The following is a 17,743-nucleotide window of genomic DNA, read 5'->3' as shown; positions in this document are numbered from 1 at the left end:
CGGTCATGGGTTGCGGTGCAATAGGATTCGTCGTGCGATGCGCGGATCGAGCAGTGCCGCGGGCGGATCCACGAGGTTCGCCACGCGCAGGAACGTGCGCGCCACCTCCGGATCGAGGTGCGCGGCGCGCTGCGCCCGTGCGACATAGGCATTGGTGAGCCGGGTGCGCACGTTGCGCGGGCCCACCACGCCGGCGTGCGCCAGATCCGCCGAGGAGGCCAGCTGCCAGGCGGCCGACACCACTGCCCCGGCGGCGGCATAGAAGCGGACCGGGAGTTCGCGATCGGGCACGTGCAGGCAGTCGCGCAGTGCCAGCGCCTGCTGTGCGGCAACCGTCATCCCTTGCGCGTACAGCGGATTGAAGCTGCACAACGCGTCGCCCAGGACCAGGAACCCCTGCGGGACGACGGGCTGGCGGTCGAAACGCCGCCGGACCGAATGACGAAAGCGGTGCGGCACCGGATCACCGAGCGGTTCACAGCCGGTGACGATGTCGTGGATGTCGGGTCCGGCCAGACCGGCGGCGAAGGTCGCGAACTCCGCCGGATCGGTGGGTGGATGATCACCGAGCATGCCTGCCAGCGTGACGTGCCAGCGGTCGTCCTCGACCCGGATCGCGCCGCCGCCGTGCCCGTTCGAGCCGGTGGAGATGATGATCGAGGCCGGGCCGCCCACTTCGCCCGGATCGCGCCGATAGAACCGGGAGGTGTAGCCGAGATCGACCTCGAGCCGCTCCTCCTGCGGAGCGCGGGCGCCCAGCCGGGTGAGCCATTCCGGCGCCCGCGAGCCGCGTCCGGTCGTGTCGACGACCAGATCGCCTGCGAGCGTGTGGGTTTCGCTATCGGTGACGGTGACCACGCCACGCACGCGGTGTGCGGTTCCGACCAGTCCGTGCGCGGTCGTGTGCGACCGCAACCGCACGTTCGGCAGTGTCAGAGTGCGCTCGCGCAGCACTGCTTCGAGTAGCGGCCGGGTGGCCATCACCGAGGTCAGCCCGGTTTCGGCCGTCGCGACGCGCAATCCGGCTACGTACCAACGGGTTCCGATCAGCACCTCGGCGGTGCTGGCCCCGCGCCGCGCCATCTCGCTGGTGAAGCCGGGATACAGCTGTTCGATGGCGGTGCGGCCGCGATCGAGCAGCCCGTGCAGATGCCGGGCCTGTGGCACGCCGCGCCGGGTGGCGGTACCGCTCGGTGTCTGCCCGCCGTGTTCGGCGAATTCGTCACGTTCGACCACCGTCACCCGCGCGAATCGGTCGGCGAGGACCCGGGTCGCCAGCAGTCCGGCGATCCCGGCGCCGAGCACGATCGCATGACCCTCGCCCGTCGCATCCGCGGCGTGCGGATGTGCCGGTGAATCGGGCCGGGCCGGGGTCGGCCCCACCACCGTGGTCTCGTCGGAACTCACCTGGGCAACTCCTGAAAAGCGAACGGGCACCGAGGGAAACGACCGCGCCGTCCCGCACCGGCGAGAGGAACAACCGTGTCGGCGACCATCCTCGCCGTGGCCTGCCGCGCGCCCCGCGGCGATCACCGGGTCCTATCGCCTGATAGTCCAATGCCCATATCCGGCAACGCAATTGGCCGATCGACAACGCTTATCACCGCATGCATTTCACAGCCCGTTCAAGGCCCGGAAACCCGGTGCTGCTGGGCTGGCCGCATGACGATATCCGCAGGGACCCTGCCGGAGCAGCTGGCCGCGATCGCCGCCGGCCACCCCGAGGTATCGGCCCGGTTCTGGTCGCTGTCGCAGACCCTGGACTACGCCACGCTGCACCGGACGGCGACCGACGCTGCGGCCGCGCTGGTGCATCGCGGTGTGCGGCGCGGCGAGCCGGTGGGCATCCTGTGTCCCAACGCGCCGGAATTCCTGATCGGCCTGTTCGCGGTCGCCGCCGCCGGGGCCGCCGCGACTCCGCTGCCGCTGCCCGCCGGGGCCCGGCAACTCCAGACCTATCCGGACAAGCTGGCTGCCATCGTCACCGCCGCGGGGATGCGGACCGTCCTGGTCTCCCCGCAGTTCGCGACCATGACCTCCGCGCTGTCCGCGGTACCCGTCGAATTCTTGGACACCGCAACGTTGTTCGCCGAGACCGCAGATGCCGAGCTGCCGCCGGTGCGGCCCGAGGATCCGGCGGTCGTGCAGTTCACCTCGGGCAGTACCGCCGCACCGAAGGGGGTGCGGCTGACCCATCGCAACGTGCTGGCCGGTCTGGCCGCCATCCGCACCGGTATCGACCTCGGACTGTCCGATCAGGGCGGCTTCTGGCTGCCGCTGTTCCACGATATGGGCCTGTTCGGCACGCTGTCGGCCATCCTGCGCGGCATTCCCGCCCACATCTGGTCGCCCACCGCCTTCGTCAAAGATCCGGCGCGCTGGCTGCACGAATTCGCAACCAGCGGAACGACCATCACAGCGATGCCGAACTTCGGTTACGAGGCGCTGCTGGCCGCGGTGCCGCCGGAGCGGGTGGCCGATTACGATCTGCGGCACTGGCGCATCGCCTTCAACGGCGCCGAACCCATCTCTCGCGACGTGGTGACCGCGTTCTGTGAGCGGTTCGGTCCGGCCGGTTTCGACCCCGCGGCGATGTTCGCGGTGTACGGGATGGCCGAGGCCACGCTCGCGGTCACCTTCCCGCCGCTGGGCCGGGTTCCGCTGTTCGACTGGGTGGATCGCGGCACCTTGTCCGATTCCGGTTGGGCGCATCGGATTTCGCCGGAAATGCCGGGCGCTCGCGCGGTCGCCGGGGTGGGTAGGCCGGTGGCCGGGCTACGGCTGCGGGTGGTCGATCCGGACTCGGGCGTGGCGATCCCCGACGGCGAGGTCGGGGAAATCCTGATCAGCGGCGATCCGGTGACCGAGGGCTATCTGACCGCCGATCCGGCGCGCACGGCCGAATTGTTCACCGACGGCTGGCTGCACACCGGCGATCTCGGCTATCTGCGCGCCGGGGAACTGTTCGTCACCGGCCGCAGCAAGGACATGATCACCGTGCGCGGCGTCAACTTCTACGCACAGGATGTGGAGGCCGCCGTCGGCGACCTCGACGGCATCCATCGGGGCCGGTGCACCGCCACCACCGACCCGGTCGATGCGGACACCATCGCTCTCATCGTGGAGACCGACCACACCGATACGGCCGCCGACGAGCTCGTCACCGCCGTCCAGGCTCGCATCACCGCCCGCCTGGGCCTGGCCGCGGTGCGGGTGTACCTGGCCGCGCCGCGCACCATCCCACGCACCAGCAGCGGCAAACTCCAGCGATCGGCCGCTCGTGAGCTGATCGCCGACGGCATTGCCGCGCACCACCTTCTGTAGAGAAACCGGAGCCCCCGTGCACAGCTACGACGTCTTCCGCCACTACGAGCGCCTGCACTGGAAGCTGGGCGATCTGGACCTGGACAGCATCGATCCGACGCTGGTCCGGCCCGAATACGTGACCCTGGCCAAGAGCGCCACCATGGGCGAGTCCAATGTCATCGCCGCGGTTCACGGCTTCCTCGACGAATTCGTCGACGACTACGACTTCTCCACCTTCGCGGTGGTGTGGGGCTTCCAGGAAGTGCAGCACCACTACGCTTTTCGCGCCTGGCTGGCCGCGCTCGGGGAAAGCGTCGACGACAGCGCGGTACACGCCATGCGGGCGCCGTACGCGCCGGGCACCACCCCGTCGGCGACGCTGGCGACCAACATCATCTCCGAACTCACCGTCAACCACGTCTATCGCACGATGTCGCGCTGGGTGACCGAGCCGGTATTGCAGCGCCTGCTGCTCGAGGCCAGCCGCGACGAGGCCGGGCACGCACGCGAATTCATCCACTACACCACCGAGCGCCTGGCTCGCCGCCCCGAGGAACTGCCCTCGGTACTGGAGACGCTGTACGTCTACAGCTCGGAGGCGAAGATCAAACATCCGGTGAGCACCTTCAAATCCGGTATCTCCGAGGGCGGCGACCACGCGACCATCGACACCGGATTCGAGCTGTTCCTCGAGCAGATCGCCGAGGACGGCGAGCTCGAGGTGCTGCACGACAAGGTGCGCCGTACCTTCGCCGGTATCACCGGACTGGATCTGTCCTCCAATGCCAAGGTGCGGCGGGCGCTGGCCGATGCGATCGCCTGAGCCGATGACCGACCACACCGGCACTCCCCCGGCCGACGCCGTCACCGTGCCCTGGTCGGTGGTGCCGGACTACCACTGCTTCGGTTGCTCACCGCATAATTCGTCGGGTCTGGGACTGCGTTTCACCCGGCATGCGGACGGTCTGCGGGCCCGGTTCCGGCTCGATCGCCGCTTCGAGTCCTATCCCGGGGTGGTGCACGGCGGGCTCATCGGGGTGATCTGCGACGAGGTGATGGGCAATCTCATCGTGCTGGCCCGGCGGGTACCGGCCTTCACCGTCTCGCAACGCACCCGCTTCCTCACGCCGCTACTCATCGAACGCGACTATCACTGTGTCGCAACACTTTCCACCGACAAGGGCGGCACGATCGGGGCGGTCGCGGACATCCTCGACGAGGACGACGGACTGTGTGCCTCCGCCAGCGCCGTGTATCGGCCGTTCGCCCTCGCCGACGTCCGGCACCAACTCACCCTCGCCGACGCCGACGTCGCCCGCCTCGAGTACGCCCTGTCCACACCCGAGACGCATATCGCGCCGGACACCTCGTCCGGCTCGAACACCCTGCACCGAAACGGAGTTCTCACATGACCGCGCCCACCAGCGAGCAGATCCTGTCGACCGTCACCGAGATCGCGGTCGCCGAGACCGCCATCCCCGCCACCGAACTGCGTCCCGATGTCGACCTGCGTGGGATGGCCGGTGTCGATTCGGTGCGGGTGCTGCGCATGGTGGCCCGCATCGAGCGGGCCTACGACATCGAACTCGAGGATTCCGACGTCTTCGGCATGTCCACCCTCGCCGATGTGGTGACCGTGGTGGACAAGGCGCTGCGGGCGGAGGCGGCATGACGGTCACCGCGGACACCAATCAGCACTACGATCTGGACCCGGAGATCTTCGGCGAATTCCTGGATCCGTTGCGCAAGTACAGCTCCGCGCGGTATCTCGGGCCGGATGACACTCTGGAACAGGCGCAGCAGCACAAATTGCGGTTCGTCGCGGACCGGCTGGGCCTGCGCGGTGGCGAACGGCTGCTCGACGTCGGTTGCGGCTGGGGCGCGCTGATCCTGTTCATGGCATGGGAATTCGACTGCGACACCCTGGGGATCAGCCCGGCGCCGCGCCAGCACGAGTACATCGCCGCGCAGGCCGCCGCCCGCGGGCTGACCGACCGGGTGCGCACGCGCGTCGGATATTTCGAGGAACTCGAGCTGCCCGCGCGGGGTTTCGACGCGGTGACACTGCTCGGATCCATCGTGCACATGCCCGATCCGGATGCGGTGTTCCGCCGGGCGCGCGGCGTGCTGCGCCGCGGTGGCATGCTGTACGTCTCGGAGAGTTGTTTCCGGAATGCCTCGGCGCGTATGGCTTTCGACGAACGCGACGGCACCCGGTTCGTCCGGTCGGACATCTTCGGCTTCGGTGAGCTGCGCCCGTTGTCGGAACTCGTGGCCGCGGCGGAGAACGCCGGATTCTCGGTGATCGCGGTCGACGATCTGACCGCGGACTACCGCCGCACCATCGACGCGTGGATCGCCAATGTGGACGCCGCCGCGGACCGGATCGAGGCGCACGGTCCGGGCCTGGCCGCGACGTTGCGGCGCTATCTCGAAATCGCGAATGCCGGATGGGGTTACACCACCAAGCACTACGCGCTGACCTGCCGTAACGCTCGTTAGCCGGAGGGATTTCCGATGACCCGAGACCTTCCGGCCCAAGCGATACCCACAGCGGCGATCCTGCTGCCCGCCGACGAACTGGCCACGGCGGTGGACGGCTTCCTGACCGCCTCACCGGCCGCCCGCGCCTGGGACGTGGAAACCGCGTTCGACTGGGCCCGCGCCGATGCCGGCCGGCTCACCGAGGGGCAGCGTTCGGCGGTGCAGTTCGTCACCTACATCGAGGACCACCTGCCCGGGTATTTCGATGTGTATCAACGGTATTTCCCGGTGGACGACAGCGTCGATGCGGACACCTTCGTGCACAATCGCGAGCTCTACCACTTCACGGTGCGCTGGGCGGTCGAGGAGGACACCCACGCCCGGGCGCTGGCGCGCTATCAGCAGGCCGCCGGAATGGCCGAACGATCCACGCTCCGAAGCGAACTCGCGGTCGAGGGCCGCAAGCCGTTCGACCTGCCGTATCGGCATCCGGTGCAGTTCTTCGCCTACGCGCTGGTGCAGGAGAAGGCGACGCAGATGTACTACCAGCAGCTGCGCGAGGTTTCGGGCGATCCGGTGCTGGGTGCGGTGCTGACCCGGCTGGCGCGGGACGAGGCGCGGCACTTCAGTTTCATGGCCGACGTGGTGGGCCGCTATCTGCGCACGCAGGGCGACGCGGTGGTGGAGCCGATCCGCGAGGTGGTCGCCGGATTCCGGATGCCGTTGGCCGACACCATGCGTGGCTACTGGCGGTGGGCGCTGCGGATCGCCGACGTCGCGGACTACGACCACACCGCCGCCTACGAGCATCTGGTGAAGATCATCGACCGGGCGGTCGACACCCGCACCGAACCGCTGGACGAACTGGTCCGCTTCCTGGATCGCTGTCGTTCGCTGGCCTGATCCCGATCGGCCCGGTCGCCGCGGCGCGACCGGGCCGATCCGGGCGGGACTACTGCGGCTGCAGCACCAGAATGGTGGTGGAGCCGTGCGCGATCAATTTGCCCTTGGCATCGGTGATCCGGCCCTCCGCGGTCGCGGTCCGGCGGCCGACGTGCACGGCAGTGGCCTCACAGGTCAGGCGGCTGCCGTCCAGGGCGACCGAGCGGATGAAATTCACCTTCAGCTCCAAGGTCGTGTACGCCACGCCGTCGGCCAGGGTGGTGAAGACCGCGCTGCCCATCGCGGTGTCCATCAGCGTCGCCAGGACCCCGCCGTGCACGGTGAACATCGCGTTGATCGTCGCCGGGTTCGGGTCCAGGTAATACCGGGTGAATCCGGCCCCGGCGGCCTCGAGCCGGATGCCCAGCGAGGCGCCGACCCCCAGCTTCTCCTGGAGCCCGCGCTCGAAGATCTCGGTGAGTTCGCCGACCCGGGCCGCGACGACGTCCGCGGCCTGAATATCGGTGCTGGTCATAGCTTTTCCTCCCTGCAGAACGATACGCAGCCATTCGAACAGCGTTCGGTGAACTGCGGATGGCCGCCACGGCAGCGATTTTCAGCTCCGATCGAGTGATCGGAACACGTTGCGGCGGCCTCGCGCGCCCGGCCCGGCCGGTACCGTCGCGGCCGTGGTCGAGACGCTGGGCGCCGATTTCTTCGCCGATCCGCAGTCCTACTATCGGCGCTGGCGCGCCCGAGGACCGGTACACCGGGTGCGATTCCCGGACGAGACCGAGCGCTGGCTGGTGATCGGCTATCCGGAAGCTCGTGCGGCGCTCGCTGATTCGCGTCTGCGCAAGGACATCACGAACCTGAACGCGGTGATCAGCGCACAGCGTGCCGACGCCGCGGCCGACCCCCGCACGCTGGCGCTGATGTCACACATGCTCAACAGCGATCCGCCGGTGCACACCCGCCTGCGCAAACTGGTCACCAAGGCGTTCACCGCCCGACGGATCGCACGACTGCGGCCGCGGATCGAGCAGATCGCCGACGACCTCCTCCATGCCCTGCGAGGACGGGAGCAGGCCGATCTGCTGGCGGAATTCGCTGTGCCGCTGCCTATTACGGTGATCTGCGAGATGCTGGGTGTGGCCGTCACGGACCGGGACTCCTTCCGGCGCTGGACCACCGATCTGGTCGGGGTGGTCGGCCGGGAGGAACAACGCCGCGAATCCACCGTGGCGATGGCGGGTTTTCTGGGAGATCTGGTGCGGGACAAGATCGCCCGGCCCGGCGAGGATCTGCTGTCCGCGCTCGCGCACACCACCGACGACGGCGATCGTCTCACCCCGGCCGAACTGGTGTCGATGTCCTTTCTGCTGCTGGTAGCCGGGTACGAGACCACCGTCAATCTGATCGGCAACGGCGCCTCGGCGCTGCTGCGCACCCCCGAGCGCATGGCAGAGCTGTGCGCCGATCCCAGCCGGATCCCTGCCGCCGTGGAGGAATTCCTGCGGTTCGACGGTCCGGTCGATCTGTCGATGGCCCGCTACACAGCCGAACCGATCACGCTCGGCGACACGGAGATTCCGGCCGGGGAGGTCGTCTACATCGCGCTGGCGGCCGCGAATCACGACCCGTCCCGATTCTCCCATCCGGATATCCTGGACCCCGCCGCCGACCGTACCGGCCACCTCGCCTTCGGCCACGGCATCCACTTCTGCCTCGGGGCGCCGCTGGCCCGGATGGAGGCCACGATCGCCTTCACCGCACTGCTGCGGCACTTCCCGGGACTGCGCCCGGATCCCGACGCCGCTCCCCTGCGCTGGTACGAGAGCACGCTGATCCGAGGGTTGGTGGAGCTGCCGGTCCTGTTGCGCGACAGCAATATTCCCTGCTGACCGCAGCGCCTGGACGAACAGCACGTCGGACAGGCGACTCATAATGAAGCCGCAACCGAGCCCGCCGGCCATGCTCTCCTCCACGATGAGAGCGAGTGTGGCGCGCAGGAGCCGGCTCGACGTGCGGTCCAGATCCAGCCGGAACAGTGGCGGCAACAGCGCGGACAGCGGTTCTGCCGCCACGGCGTCGACGGCGAAGCGGACGGAGTCGATCCGGGTGGTCTCGCCTTCGCCCCCGTCCCGCAGGGCGCCGTCGGAGGTTCGCGAGACCACGTCACCGCAGTCGGAGAGCTCGCTGCCCAGGTCGTCCTGGAGGGTGAACCTCACGCCCGCTCGCACCAGGAAGCAGTCGTTCGTCTCCAAGCGCTGCGGCTCGGCGAGCGCGTCCGCGGTGAGCCAGCACGAGCCGCTGGAGACGTGCACCAGCCTGGCCAACCGCAGAGGGGAGAAGGAAAGTCCCCATGGCGCGCCGGCGTCGAGCCGGACATACCGGGGGATGGCGGAGATGCTGGGCCGGGTGTGCGAGCCCGGGTTCCGGATGACGCTACGGTGGGCGACCGACCGATCGTCATGGTTGCCGCAGACCGGTCGTGGCGGCTGCGCTCAGGGCCACGAGCTCATGAGTTCGCCACCTTCAGGTGGCCGCGGAGGCGGCGGAGGTCGAATTCGTTGTCTTCGCGGAGGGCGTCGGCGAAGGCGCGTAGTTCGCGTAGCGCCGCGCCGGCGGGGGCGAGGCCGAGGAAGTCCCTGGTTACCGGTGGGCCCCACTGGGTGAGGCCGGAGGCCGTCATGGGGGCCCAGCCGGGTTCGAGGCTGTTGTCGAAAAGGTCGCCGTCGGTGAAGTGTTCGACCATGAAGCCGTCGGGGTCGCGCCAGTAGTCGAAGATCTGGCTGCCCTGGATGTGGCGGCCGATTCCCCAGGATCGTCGAAACCCGTTCTCCCGCAGATATTCTCCGCCTGCCGCGAGCGCGTCCAGATCGCTGACCTGGTATGCGGAATGCACGTACTTGTTCGCCGGTCCGAGCATCAAGGCCAGGGTGTGGTGGTCGGTGGGGGTGCCGCCGCGGTCGCAGCGGATGAAACTCATCACCGGGCCGCGCTCGCGCTGGCCGCCGTGGTACAGGAAGTCGCTGACGATCAGGCCCAGGCGCTCGAGATACCAATCCAAGGTCTGCCGGTAGCGGGTGGTCTGCACCACGACATGTCCGAGCCGCTGCACCTTCGCCGGGGCTCGCGGGGGCCGCTGCGTCGCACCGACCCGCAGGACATCGCGGCAGGTGTTGATCGTAAGTGGTTGTTGCGCGGGCAATTGCGCAAGGACACCGGCGCCGGTGACGACCCGCACACGCAGGCCGCTGGGATCACGCAGGTCGACCGCGCACCCGCCGAGAGTCTCCGGCAGCGGCGTCGGCGAGTTTCCGCCCGCCTCGGCCAGTCGCAGCAGATCCGCCCGGTCCGCAGCGCGAAATGCCGGACCGACGAACCGCGATCGGGCACCCCGGCGGATCAGCACGCACGGCGAACCCGGATCGGTCCCCCGCAACTGCAATTCGGCCTCGGTGCGCAACGCGGTCGTGAAACCGAATGCGTGCGCGAATATTTCGGCCTCGTCGAGATCGGGCTTCTCGAACTCCAGCCACGCCAGGTCGAGCACCTTCACCACCGGGTTGGGCGCCCGGCCGGGATGTTCACCCGGCAGCGCCCCCGCCTCGCTGTGCAAGTCCGAGTGCACGTCGTCATGGCCGTTCATCGATCGTTCCCTTCCGCCGCCTCGCTCTACACAGATTGAACAGTAGTGTTCAATCTGAGTCAACAGTGTTCACAGCGGTATCATCGCGCTGCGAAAGAAACAGGAACGTCCACCCCAGACCGGCGAGGAGATTCGGGTGACACCGACGGAGGCCAGGATCAACGCGGCGGCAATGCGGCTGTTCACCAGCCGCGGCGGTCCCGACGTGACGATGAGCGAGCTGGCCGAGGAGGCCCAGGTCGCCCGCGGAACCCTCTATCGGAACATCGAATCGGTCGACAAGCTGTATTCCGGCCTCATCGACAACATCACAACCGAGATCCACGCAGGCATCGCCGCCACGCTCGACGACACCGGCGCGGACGACCCCGCGTTGCGGCTGGCCACCGGAATACGACTGTTCACCCGCCTCCCCCACGACAATCCCCCGCTCGGGAGGTTCGTGGTCCGATTCGGCCTCACCGAGGAATCACTGCACACCGTCCTGGCCGGACCACCGATGCACGACATCGAGACCGGAATCGCGACGGGCCGCTACACCGTGCCCGCCACGATGACATTGAGCATCGCGTCACTGGTCGTCGGCAGCACGGTCAGCGCGATGGGTTTGGTGCTCGAAGGGCGTCAGACCTGGCGCGACGCCGGATCGATCATCGCCGAGCTGATTCTGCGAGCGCTGGGTATCGCACCGGACGAAGCGCAGCGGATCGCCACCGCGCCGCTGCCTGGATTCGCGGCAACCGGCGGATGATGCGCCCCGGACAACCGCCGTCGATCCGCCCGACGTCGATGGGGTCCGGACACCACTTCGCCGCCCCTGGGGCTGCGGTTCGCGGGGGCTCGTTTGAAACCCGTTGAGACACAAAGCTACTACCGAATCGCGCAAAACGGGCATCGCACGGTATTCTTGCCCGGAGGGATATCACAGGATGGGCCGCGGCGGGGCCCGGAGTTTGCTATGCGAGTTCGGGAGAGTCGCCGTGTTGCTGTTGGTGGACAACATATCCGGCCTGTCGCGCGCCCAGCGGCGGATCGCGCAGTGGATCGCCTGGAATCCCGACCAACCCGGAATCGCGTTGCTGGACGTGCATATTCCCGATCGCAACCGCACCCGGCGGCTCGATGCCCTGATCTGGAGCGCGCAACGCTGTGTGGCCGTGACGGCGACGGGGTTTCGCTCGCGCCAGAACGGCACGCTGGTCGTCCCACCGACGGGGCCATTGCGAATGAGTAACGGGCGCAGGGCCGATATCTCCGGCAACACCCTGCTCAGCGACCCGGTGACACGCACGCGGGTCAACTCCGCGGCCACGAAGACCTGGCTCGAACGCGCAACGGGCACACGGTGTGTGCTCTACGAGCTGCTGCTGATCACCGTCGTGCGCGGTCAGATCGTCACCGCCATCGACGCACCCGACCTGCCACCGAAGACCGATATCCTGGTCGAGGATTTCGACCTGTTCCAGCACTACTTCCAGCGGTTCGCCGAGCTGAGCCCGCGATGGACCTCCGCGCGGATCGCCAAGGTGATCGACAGCCTGGGCCTGTCCTATCTCTACGACGGGGATACGGATCTCCTGGCCGAAGCCATGGGCGAGACCACCAGTAGCGCACGGGTATTCAGCTTCCCGCACTAGAGTCCGCGATCGCCTTCACCGCACCCGCCACCTGCGGCGCGGAGGTTTCCCGCACAGACCGAGAGCCCCGCCCGGAATTCCGGGCGGGGCCTGGTGTCCCCCCGGCACTGTCACCGGGGCGTCTGGTTACTTCGCGGGCGTGAACGGCTGGTTGATGGTGGTGAAGTACTGCGCCGCGGCCGCGATCGCGACCGGAGCGGTGATCAGCAGCTGACCGACCAGGGTGCCGAGCGCACCGACGGCGATGATGCCGCCGAGGCAACCGACGGCGGCGGCCGGCAGGAAGGCGCCGAACAGACCGACGATGGCAGCCGCGGCCACGGTCGCGCCCGCGATGCCGCCGAGCAGGCAACCCGCCGCACCACCGGTGAGGCCGCCGACCATGGTGCCGACCGCGGCACCGGTGGAGATGGTGGTGACCATGCGGTTCCAGGCCGCCTGCTCACGGTCGTAGGGGGTCTTCCACGGCGCGGTGTTCTCGTAGGGCAGCGCGACGGGCTTGTAGGTCGCGTGCGCCATGTCGAACTGCGGGGTCAGCGTCGCGGTGTGGTCGTGGATGTCGGCCGCGATCGGGAAGACGAAATCGTCCACCCGGAACGACAGTTCGGTGCCCGCGAGCACCGTGCCGTTGGCCGCCTTGATCTTGAACACCCCGTTGTCGGCGGTCATCGAGCCCGCGTCGGTGGAGATGATGGTTGCCTGCTTGGTGGTGGTGGCCTTGTAATTCACCACACCGCTGTCCGCGGGTGCCGCACCGGCCACACCGGCCGTGACGGCCAGCGTCGTGACCAGCAGGGTCGACGCCGCAGCGAATTTCCTCATCCTTGCTGCCTTCTTCTCGTTCTGTGTTCGAATGAACCGGCGCGCGGTTGCGCGCACGTCTGTGGTGTCGGCGAACAGTCGATTCGTTCTCGAAGATCCAGCGCTGTCTAGAGATCGAGGACGAGAACCTCCGAACAGGCCCGGGAGACGCACAGCATCATGGTGTCGCCGCGCTCGCGCTCGGCCTCGGTGAGCACACTGTCGCGATGCTCGAGGTCGCCGGACAGCACCGGGGTTTCGCAACTGCCGCAGGTGCCTTCGCGACACGAGGTGACGATGGGGACCCCGGCGGCCTCGAGCACGTCGGCGATCGACTGCTCCGCACCGACTCGAAAGCTGTTGCCGCTCTGCGCGAGTTGCACCTCGAACGGCTGGTTCTCGTCGTGCGCCACTACTTTCGGCGCGAACCGCTCCAGGTGTACCGGCACGCCGGCGGCGCGGCCCGCGTTCTCGACCGCCGTCAGCAATGGCTCGGGACCGCAGCAGTACACCGCGGCGGCACCGGCGTCGCCGATGATTCGCTCGATCGGCAGCAGCCCGTCCTGGTCCTGCGGTACCAGCACCACTCGTCCGCCGTGGCGGGCCAATTCCGCGGTGAAGGCCAGGTGCGCCCGGCTGCGCGCGCCGTAGTACAGCGTCCACTGCGCGCCCGCTGCCGCCGCGGCGGCAGCCATCGGCAGCAGCGGGGTGATGCCGATGCCGCCCGCGACGAAGACGTACGACGGCCGGTCCACGAGTTCGAAGTTGTTGCGTGGCAGTGAAACCCGCAGTTCCGAACCGGGCTGTGCGGTACGGAACAGATGCTCCGAACCGCCGCGCCCAGCCGGTTCACGAAGGATCGCGACACGCCAGCGCCGCGCGTCGGCGGGATCCCCGCACAGCGAATACTGCCGCACGCCGTACGGCCCCACACCGATATCGATGTGCGCACCCGGCGACCAGGCCGGTAGCGGCGTGCCGTCGGCGGCGGCGAGTTCGAGGCCGAACACGCCCTCGGCCTCGTCCCGGCGGGTCTGGACCCGCACCCCGAACTCCGTCATCCTGATCACCTCGGCCCTGTCGTTCGTCGCCACCACCGTGGCCGAGACACCCAGCCGATGCACGATGGTTGCGGGGACTCTTCTAGACCGATCGGCGTTGACTATCGCCCGCAGTATCGGGACGAACCGGACCGACACTGAGCGCATGACCCCTGTGGCGGAATTGGTCGACAAGACCAGGGAATTCGTTCGAGAGCATGTCATACCGATCGAGCGCGAGGTGGTGGTCGACGGCCGCGTCATGGACGACGCGCTGCGGCTGGACCTGCAGAAGAAGGCGAAGGACGCGGGTGTCTTCGGGCCGCTGTCGGACCCCCGGTACGGCGGGCTGGGACTGGACACCCGGGCCCAGGCTCAGGTGCTGGAGGCCGCGGGCGCCAGCCTGATCGGCCCGCTCGCGGTGAACGCCTGGGCGCCGGACGACGGCAATATCCATCTGCTGGCCCACGTCGCCGATCCCGAGCAGCAGGAACGCTATCTCGCACCACTGGCCTCGGGTGAGGTTCGCTCGGCGATCGCCATGACCGAACCGGCCCCCGGCGCGGGATCGGATCCGCGGATGCTGTGCACGCTGGCGGAGGAGACCGACAACGGCTGGGTCATCAACGGCGCCAAGCATTTCACCACCGGCGCCGCGGGCGCGGCCTTCGTGATCTGCGTGGCCCGGACTCCCGACGGGCCGACCATGTTCCTGGTCGACCAGGACAATCCCGGCCTGCGGGTGGGCCGCCGGATGCCGACCCTGGACCACACCAGCGCACCCGGCGGGCACTGCGAGGTGAACTTCGTCGACTGCGAGGTGCCCGACTCCGCGGTGCTGGGCACGGTCGGCCACGGACTGGAACTGGCCGCGGTGCGCTTGGCGCCGTCCCGGCTGACGTTCTGCATGAACTGGCTCGGTCTGGCGGTACGAGCCCAGCAGCTGACCCTGGATCATGTGGTGCGCCGCACCGCCTTCGGCACGCCGATCGCCGAACACGGTCTGGCGCAGGGCCTGATCGCGGACAGCGAGATCGATATCGCCGCCGCACGCGGGGTGATCGCGACCGCGGCCGCCACCATCGACGCCGAGGGCGCGGTCTCCGCCCAGGCCCGGCACGAGACCTCGATCGCCAAGACCTTCGTCTCCGAGGCGGTCTGGCGGGTCCTGGACCGCGCCGTGCAGCTGCACGGCGGGCTCGGCGTCTGTGAGGACCACCTGGTGGCCCGATTCCTGGTGGAGGCCAGGGCATTCCGCATCTACGAAGGCCCGTCGGAGGTGCTGCGGTGGTCGATCGCCCGCCGCGCCCTGCGCGGACCGCGCTGACCCGAGGAGGACATCATGACCACGCATGTGACCGGCGCCTTCGCCGCCGCCTATCCCGATCTCGACCCGGCCGCGGTCGATTACGAATACCTGCGCGCGGTATCGCAGGACATGGTGCCGTTCGGACGGCACGTGGGCACCCTGATCACCGAGGTCGGCCCGGAGCAGGCGGTGGTGGAGATCCCCGCCGTGGACCACGCGCGCAACCACATGGGCACCGTGCACGCCGGCGCGCTGTTCACCGCTGCCGACATCGCGGGCGCGGCGGCCTTCGTCGGTGCGGCCGCGGCCCGGCTGTACACCGTCGAGCGGCTGGTGCTGCGCGGTGGCACCGCCTCGTATCGCAAGCCCGCCGTGGGCCGGATCCGCGCGATCGCCACGGTGGATCAGCGCGAGCTGGCCGACATCCTGGGCGCCGAGCGGTCCGAGCGTTTCGAACTCGGCGGCAAGGCGCTGCTGCGCGACGACAACGACGTGGTGGTCGCCAAATTCACCTTCGACTACGTCTGCGACGTCACCCTGGGCGAGGACCGGTCATGACCACCGCCACCCCCGAATCCCGGTCCGAATTCGGCACGTTGGACTCCACCACTGTGACCACCGCGGACGGGGTGAGTTTCACGCTGCGCTGGCTGCCCGCCGAACGCGCCGACGCACCCGTGGTCCTGCTGCTGCCCGCGATGGCGATGAAGGCCAAGGCGTACTTCTTCCTCGCGAAAGCACTGCGCGCAGAGGGCCTTTCGGTCGCGACCTGCGATCTGCGGGCCCAAGGCGAGGCCCGCCCGGCGCTGGGCGAGCACACCGACTTCGGGTATCGGGAGATGCTCGAGATCGACATGCCCGCCATCGTGTCCGCGGTCGAGCAGCGGTTTCCGGGCGCGCCGCTGCGGCTGTTCGGGCACAGTCTGGGCGGTCAGGTGGCGCTGCTGTTCGCCGCCGCGGAGCCGGAACGGGTTGCCGGAGTGGGTGTCATCGGCACCGGCACCGTGTTCTGGTGGGCGTTCGGGATCCGCCGCTGGTTCGAGGCGCTGAGCCAGATCCAGTGGATCGGGCTCGTGGCGCGGACCAAGGGGCACTGGCCAGGCGGCGTGCTGATCCCGGCCCCGATGCCCGGCGGAGTCATGCGGGACTGGTCGCTGCACTCGCTGACCAGTTACTACCGCCCGCGCGGCACCCGACGCCGCTACAACACCCTGCTGGCCGCGATGACGTTGCCGGTGCTGGCGATCTCGCTGTCGGAGGATCCGCTGGGCCCGAAATCCAATGTGGACTTCCTGGTTTCGCGGATGCCTTCGGCCCGGATCACGCGCTGGCATCTGGACGAGCGCTCCGCGGTCGTGCACCGCGACCACTTCGCCTGGGTCAAGGACTCCCCCGCGGTCGCGGCCGGTGTGGCGCAGTGGATCTCGTCGGGGACCGTGCCCGAGCCCGAGGAGCGGTAGGTGGCCGGACTGCGCCTCGAGGCGGTCTCCAAACGGTTCGGCGCGACGCACGCCGTGGACGAGGTGAGCCTCGACATCGCCGACGGCGAGTTCCTGGTGCTGCTGGGGCCCAGCGGTTGCGGCAAGTCGACGCTGCTGCGCATGATCGCGGGGCTGGAGGAGCCGAGCTCGGGTCGAATCCTGTTGGACGGCAACGACATCACCGACGCTCCGGCCCAACGCCGGGATCTGGCGATGGTGTTCCAGAGCTACGCGCTGTACCCGCATCTGACCGTGGCGCAGAACATCGCCTTCCCGCTGCGGGCCCGCCGTAGGCGACGTGCGCACATTCGCGAGCAGGTCGCCGAGGTGGCCGCGACGTTGCAGCTGGACGAGTTGCTGGGTCGCCGCCCGGCCGCGCTGTCCGGCGGTCAGCGTCAGCGAGTCGCGTTGGCGCGGGCCATGGTTCGCGATCCCGGCGCATTCCTGATGGACGAGCCGCTGTCCAATCTGGACGCCAAACTACGCAGCGCCACCCGCGCCGAACTGATCGCACTGCATCGGCGCCTCGGCGCGACCTTCCTGTACGTCACCCACGATCAGGTCGAGGCGATGACGATGGCCACCCGGATCGCGCTGCTCGATGCGGGGCGGGTGGCGCAGGTGGGCACTCCCGAGGAGCTCTACGACCGACCCCGCTCGGTCTTCGTGGCCGGTTTCCTGGGCTCGCCGCCGATGAATCTGTTCCCCGCCGTGGTGCGCGACCACGGCGGGCGCCTGCGAGTGACGAGCGACGGAATCGATATCGCCCTCGACACCCCCGCCGCCGACTCGCCGGACGGCGGCGCCGATGCCGTCGGCGACGTCACCGAACAGAAGGTCGTCGCGGGTATCCGACCGGAACATCTGCGTCTGGAGCGCGGCAGCACCGATATTTCGGGAACCGTGACCATGGTCGAGAATCTGGGCAGCGAAGAGCTGGTGCACATCTCGATCGGTGAGCTGTCGCTGTGCGCCCGGGTCCCGCGCCCCGCGGGCGTCTCGGTCGGCGAGCGCATCGGCGCCCGGGTCGCGCCGGAGCGGATACACCTGTTCGATCCCGAGTCCGGTCTGCGTCTGCGCCGAGGAGAGCCGCAGCCGAGCATCCCCGCCGCGCACGACGATCGTCCCGTCGTGCCGGTCCCCTGAAC

Annotated in this window: 18 protein-coding genes and 1 pseudogene; 13 read left to right on the top strand and 6 right to left on the bottom strand. The window is 68.8% G+C overall.

Features of this window, described 5'->3' with window-relative positions; genetic code table 11:
* Positions 1 to 3: 3 nt before the first annotated feature.
* Complete coding sequence (locus tag K7711_RS12905) at positions 4 to 1,407, bottom strand: NAD(P)/FAD-dependent oxidoreductase (RefSeq protein ID WP_308014674.1); 1,404 nt, start codon at positions 1,405 to 1,407, stop codon at positions 4 to 6.
* A 255-nt stretch (positions 1,408 to 1,662) separates the two neighbouring features.
* On the opposite strand from K7711_RS12905, the gene K7711_RS12900 reads away from it, so the two are divergent.
* The 6 genes from K7711_RS12900 to K7711_RS12875 are packed head-to-tail and all read left to right on the top strand — an operon-like array spanning position 1,663 to position 6,693.
* Entirely contained in the window at positions 1,663 to 3,324 is a 1,662-nt protein-coding gene (locus K7711_RS12900; RefSeq protein WP_222968919.1) for an AMP-binding protein, read from the top strand.
* Positions 3,325 to 3,340: 16 nt separating this feature from the next.
* On the top strand, positions 3,341 to 4,129 hold the full coding sequence (locus K7711_RS12895) for a ferritin-like domain-containing protein (RefSeq protein WP_222968917.1): 789 nt from the start codon (positions 3,341 to 3,343) through the stop codon (positions 4,127 to 4,129).
* 4 nt (positions 4,130 to 4,133) lie between these two features.
* A complete protein-coding gene (locus K7711_RS12890; RefSeq protein ID WP_235747026.1) occupies positions 4,134 to 4,718 on the top strand; it encodes a PaaI family thioesterase in 585 nt (194 codons plus the stop codon).
* Complete coding sequence (locus K7711_RS12885) at positions 4,715 to 4,978, top strand: acyl carrier protein (protein WP_040822370.1); 264 nt, start codon at positions 4,715 to 4,717, stop codon at positions 4,976 to 4,978. The genes K7711_RS12890 and K7711_RS12885 overlap by 4 nt, the downstream gene beginning before the upstream one ends.
* Positions 4,975 to 5,808 (top strand): SAM-dependent methyltransferase, encoded by an 834-nt coding sequence (locus K7711_RS12880; RefSeq protein WP_222968915.1) that lies wholly within the window; start codon positions 4,975 to 4,977, stop codon positions 5,806 to 5,808. Before K7711_RS12885 ends, K7711_RS12880 begins: the two co-directional genes overlap by 4 nt.
* Before the next feature lie 15 nt (positions 5,809 to 5,823).
* Entirely contained in the window at positions 5,824 to 6,693 is an 870-nt protein-coding gene (locus tag K7711_RS12875) for an acyl-ACP desaturase (protein ID WP_222968912.1), read from the top strand.
* A gap of 49 nt (positions 6,694 to 6,742) precedes the next feature.
* Here K7711_RS12875 and K7711_RS12870 read toward each other — a convergent pair whose 3' ends face one another.
* Positions 6,743 to 7,207 carry a PaaI family thioesterase gene (locus K7711_RS12870; RefSeq protein ID WP_222968910.1) on the bottom strand — a complete coding sequence of 155 codons (465 nt, stop codon included), beginning with the start codon at positions 7,205 to 7,207 and terminating at the stop codon, positions 6,743 to 6,745.
* Between the two features lie 154 nt (positions 7,208 to 7,361).
* On the opposite strand from K7711_RS12870, the gene K7711_RS12865 reads away from it, so the two are divergent.
* The gene (locus K7711_RS12865; RefSeq protein WP_308014671.1) at positions 7,362 to 8,576 is read left to right on the top strand and encodes a cytochrome P450 family protein; all 1,215 of its coding nucleotides are present in this window, start codon (positions 7,362 to 7,364) and stop codon (positions 8,574 to 8,576) included.
* Positions 8,577 to 8,585: 9 nt separating this feature from the next.
* On the opposite strand, the pseudogene K7711_RS49280 reads toward K7711_RS12865, so the two are convergent.
* A pseudogene (locus K7711_RS49280) lies at positions 8,586 to 9,074 on the bottom strand (cupin domain-containing protein); the annotation flags it as partial.
* A gap of 119 nt (positions 9,075 to 9,193) precedes the next feature.
* The gene (locus tag K7711_RS12855) at positions 9,194 to 10,327 is read right to left on the bottom strand and encodes a VOC family protein (protein WP_222968906.1); all 1,134 of its coding nucleotides are present in this window, start codon (positions 10,325 to 10,327) and stop codon (positions 9,194 to 9,196) included.
* Positions 10,328 to 10,463: 136 nt separating this feature from the next.
* On the opposite strand from K7711_RS12855, the gene K7711_RS12850 reads away from it, so the two are divergent.
* Positions 10,464 to 11,078: a TetR/AcrR family transcriptional regulator gene (locus K7711_RS12850; RefSeq protein WP_222968905.1), complete on the top strand. Its 615-nt coding sequence runs from the start codon at positions 10,464 to 10,466 to the stop codon at positions 11,076 to 11,078.
* Between the two features lie 229 nt (positions 11,079 to 11,307).
* Positions 11,308 to 11,964 carry a hypothetical protein gene (locus tag K7711_RS12845; RefSeq protein ID WP_222968903.1) on the top strand — a complete coding sequence of 219 codons (657 nt, stop codon included), beginning with the start codon at positions 11,308 to 11,310 and terminating at the stop codon, positions 11,962 to 11,964.
* A gap of 126 nt (positions 11,965 to 12,090) precedes the next feature.
* Here the strand turns inward: K7711_RS12845 and K7711_RS12840 are convergent, their stop codons facing one another.
* Both K7711_RS12840 and K7711_RS12835 read right to left on the bottom strand, forming a co-directional pair.
* Positions 12,091 to 12,786: a DUF8020 domain-containing protein gene (locus K7711_RS12840; protein ID WP_222968901.1), complete on the bottom strand. Its 696-nt coding sequence runs from the start codon at positions 12,784 to 12,786 to the stop codon at positions 12,091 to 12,093.
* Positions 12,787 to 12,893: 107 nt separating this feature from the next.
* Entirely contained in the window at positions 12,894 to 13,826 is a 933-nt protein-coding gene (locus tag K7711_RS12835; protein WP_222968899.1) for a PDR/VanB family oxidoreductase, read from the bottom strand.
* A 145-nt stretch (positions 13,827 to 13,971) separates the two neighbouring features.
* Between K7711_RS12835 and K7711_RS12830 the strand changes: the two genes are divergently transcribed.
* The 4 genes from K7711_RS12830 to K7711_RS12815 are packed head-to-tail and all read left to right on the top strand — an operon-like array spanning position 13,972 to position 17,741.
* The gene (locus tag K7711_RS12830) at positions 13,972 to 15,132 is read left to right on the top strand and encodes an acyl-CoA dehydrogenase family protein (protein ID WP_222968896.1); all 1,161 of its coding nucleotides are present in this window, start codon (positions 13,972 to 13,974) and stop codon (positions 15,130 to 15,132) included.
* Positions 15,133 to 15,147: 15 nt separating this feature from the next.
* Positions 15,148 to 15,672, top strand: coding sequence for a YiiD C-terminal domain-containing protein (locus K7711_RS12825; protein ID WP_040822384.1), 525 nt, complete (start codon positions 15,148 to 15,150; stop codon positions 15,670 to 15,672).
* Positions 15,669 to 16,574, top strand: coding sequence for an alpha/beta hydrolase family protein (locus tag K7711_RS12820; protein WP_222968894.1), 906 nt, complete (start codon positions 15,669 to 15,671; stop codon positions 16,572 to 16,574). The genes K7711_RS12825 and K7711_RS12820 overlap by 4 nt, the downstream gene beginning before the upstream one ends.
* A complete protein-coding gene (locus K7711_RS12815; protein ID WP_222968892.1) occupies positions 16,575 to 17,741 on the top strand; it encodes an ABC transporter ATP-binding protein in 1,167 nt (388 codons plus the stop codon).
* Positions 17,742 to 17,743: the final 2 nt, after the last annotated feature.

The sequence above is a fragment of the Nocardia coffeae genome (assembly GCF_019890715.1).
GTDB classification, from domain to species: domain Bacteria; phylum Actinomycetota; class Actinomycetes; order Mycobacteriales; family Mycobacteriaceae; genus Nocardia; species Nocardia jiangxiensis.
The sequence above is the reverse complement of the archived record's forward strand: the minus strand, read 5'-3'. Positions and strand labels throughout refer to the sequence as shown.